Source organism: Polaromonas sp. P1_E1_2 (assembly GCF_056406035.1).
Genome location: NZ_JBFUAZ010000644.1, coordinates 1 through 2,370, shown reverse-complemented (window position 1 = coordinate 2,370; position 2,370 = coordinate 1). Strand labels below are relative to the sequence as shown.

The 2,370-nt window shown below is 64.4% G+C and carries 2 protein-coding genes; both read left to right on the top strand.

All coding sequences use genetic code 11. From position 1 onward, the window contains the following. The first annotated feature begins 79 nt into the window (after positions 1 to 79). Complete coding sequence (gene cobW, locus AC1D1P_RS21195; RefSeq protein ID WP_477674321.1) at positions 80 to 1,141, top strand: cobalamin biosynthesis protein CobW; 1,062 nt, start codon at positions 80 to 82, stop codon at positions 1,139 to 1,141. 168 nt (positions 1,142 to 1,309) lie between these two features. Continuing rightward, on the top strand, positions 1,310 to 2,370 hold a 1,061-nt coding region (locus AC1D1P_RS21190; RefSeq protein WP_477674320.1), incomplete at its 3' end, for a cobaltochelatase subunit CobN.

The window sequence follows — 2,370 nt, the reverse complement described above, 5'->3', positions numbered from 1 at the left end:
CCCAGATGCTGGTGGAGTGCCTCAAGGCCCTGCCTCCCCGTGACGCGCCCCGTTAATTTTCTTTACCCGAGAGACTCTTATGCAAACCCGAAAAATTCCCGCCACCATCGTCACCGGCTTTCTGGGCAGCGGCAAGACCACGCTCTTGCGCCACCTGCTGGCCAACGCGCAGGGCCGCCGCATCGCGGTCATCGTCAACGAGTTTGGCGAACTCGGCATCGACGGCGAACTGCTGCGCGGCTGTGGCATTGGCTGCGACGAGAACGGCGAGGAAAACGGGCAGCTGTATGAGTTGGCCAACGGCTGCCTGTGCTGCACGGTGCAGGAAGAGTTCGCGCCCGTGATGGAGCAGTTGGCCAAGCGCCGCGACCAGATCGACCACCTGATCATCGAGACCTCTGGCCTGGCACTGCCCAAGCCGCTGGTGCAGGCCTTCCAGTGGCCCGCACTGCGCAATACCTTCACCGTGGATGCCGTAGTGACCGTGGTGGACGCGCCTGCGGTTGCCGCGGGAGACTTTGCCGACGACCCCGTGGCCGTGGACGCCCAGCGCCGCGCCGACGACAACCTGGACCATGACTCGCCCTTGCACGAGCTGTTTGAAGACCAACTGGCAACGGCCGACCTGGTGATCGTGCACAAGACGGATGGGTTGACGGCCGAAGAATTGGTGGGTGTGGAAGCCGCCATCCGCGCCGAAACCTTGCCCGGTGTGAAGCTGGTGCATGCGCAGCATGGCCGCATCGATATTGGCGTGTTGCTGGGCCTGGAGCGCGCAGTGGAAGACCAGATCGACCAGCGCAAGACGCATCACGACGAGGAAGAAGACCACGACCATGATGCGTTTGCCTCGGTGCAGGTGGCGCTGGACGTGACCGGCCGCGAAGCATTGCTGGCCGCGCTGCGCGATGTGGTGGGCCGCCACGAGATTTACCGCGCCAAGGGTTTTGTGGCCTTGCCCGGTGTGGCCATGCGCCTGGTGGTGCAGGGCGTAGGAACGCGTTTCGATAGCTACTTTGACCGCCCCTGGCGTGCGGATGAGGTGCGCCAGTCGCGCCTGGTGCTGATTGGTTCCGAGCTCAATGCGGCTGTGTTGCAGGCTGAGTTGAGTGCGGCGCTGGCGGTACCCGTCGCGGCTTGAATCCAAATGCACGCTGAAGCTTTAGTTTTGTGGCGGGCACAGCCCGACGGGGCACTCCGCTCCGCGGCTGTCCTCCGCCCTGCGGGCTCCTCCTTTATGCCGCTGCGCAGAGCGCCCCATCGACCTGCGCCAGGATGGGCTGTTCAACCTTACCTTGTGAAATAAAACATGCATTTGCTCTCCACCCGCCCCGGCGGCCACGTTGAAGACGGTGGCCAGGGCGTGGTGCGCGTGGAGCAAACGCCGGGCGACATCGTGGTGCTCAGCGCGGCGGATACCACGCTGTCGCTACTGGCCGATGCAGCGGGGGCGTTGCCCGAAGGCTTTCCCGCGGTGCGCCTGGCTAACCTGATGTGGTTGCGGCAGCCCGCGTCGGCGGACATGTATGTAGACGAGGTGTTGCAACATGCGCGCGTGGTGGTGATTGACCACCTGGGCGCTGCCAGCGACTGGGCCTATGTGGTGGAACGCGTGCGCGAACTCGCACGCGAACGCGGCCAGTGGCTGGCGCTCTTCTCGGGTGACGCGAGTGAAGACTTGCAACTGTTGTTGCGCAGCACCGCCCCGCATGAAGACTGCCGCCAGCTCTGGCGCTGCCTGCGCGAAGGCGGCCGCGACAACGCCCGTAACTTTTTTGAATTGATAGGCCATTCCGTGTTTGGCCTGGGGACTCGGCCCACACCGCCTACGGTGTTGCCACCGGCCATAATTTACGAATCGCTGGGTGCCCAAGCGTGGCAAGACGGCGCGCCAGTGGCATTGCTGCTGTTCTACCGTGCCCATGTGCAGGCCGGCAACACTGCGGTGTTTGATGCGATGCTGGCCGCATTGCACGATCAAGGGCTGAACACTGTGGCCGTGGCCGTGGATTCGCTCAAGAACCCTGCTAGCCTGGAGCTGTTGCAGTCGCTGGCCGCGCAACACGGCGTAGGCGTGGTGCTCAACGCGACCAGCTTTGCCATCACCGCACTCGATGGCGACGATGTGGACAGTGTGGACGGCGCGCAGATGGCACCATTGGCTGGTGATGCACCGGTACTACAGCTCATCACCGCGGGCTGTTCCCAAGAGCAGTGGCAAGAAGACCCGCATGGCCTGGCCCCGCGCGACCTGGCGATGCAGGTGGTGCTGCCCGAGGTGGACGGCCGCATCGGCACGCGCGCCATCAGCTTCAAGGGCCTGGCCTGGCGCGATGAACGCACCGAGGTGGACGTGGTGCGTTACCAGCC

Coding starts and splice junctions, on each gene's coding strand:
- cobW (WP_477674321.1), top strand. CDS start 80: ATGCAAACCCGAAAAATTCCCGCCACCATCGTCACCGGCTTTCTGGGC.